Raw genomic sequence first — 647 nt, forward strand, 5'->3', positions numbered from 1 at the left:
CTTTACGGTATCAATAGACGCTGATGACTGCGGCAGGTATTTGGGCATTGTCGAACACACAGCCTTTACCCCTGATTGTTATGTAATTCAACTTTGCGTAAACAGGGGCGATAACTTGCATACAATTGCGGCTTCACAGCCGTTTTACCTGCCAAAACCGTATAATAATGATATTATTGCGGATATGTGCCTTAATCCTTTAATCCGCCTTTCGGGAGCGAAGGATTTGGCAATTATAAAAAATACCGACCGTCAATCCGCGGTTAAGAGGCAATAAAAATGGAATTCCGTTATGCGATCTCTCTTGTTTTAGAAGCCCACTTGCCTTTTGTCAGGGAATTTCAAAAAGAAGACGATCTGTCCCTGATTGGCGAAGAAAGCCGTTTTTTTGAATATGTTAATGAAACGCTTCTTCCCCTCCTTGAAACATTGTATCGGTTGGAAACAGACCATATCCCGTTTCGCCTCGCGCTTGCGGTTTCTCCCATTCTAATTCATTTATTGACGGATGAACATCTGCAAAAAAAATACTTGGCTTATACCGACAAGCAAATTGAATTCGGAAGGCAGGAACTCGATAGAACCGCAAATAACGAAGAATTAAACAAACTTGCCCAACGTTACTACAACATAACGGTAGACAGAAG

2 pseudogenes are annotated in these 647 nt (G+C 41.7%); both read left to right on the top strand.

The window, feature by feature from the left end:
* Positions 1 to 277: pseudogene (locus ACYVRH_RS14015) on the top strand (hypothetical protein); the annotation flags it as partial.
* A 2-nt stretch (positions 278 to 279) separates the two neighbouring features.
* A pseudogene (locus tag ACYVRH_RS14020) lies at positions 280 to 647 on the top strand (DUF1957 domain-containing protein); the annotation flags it as partial.

Source organism: Treponema sp. R80B11-R83G3, from assembly GCF_054786115.1.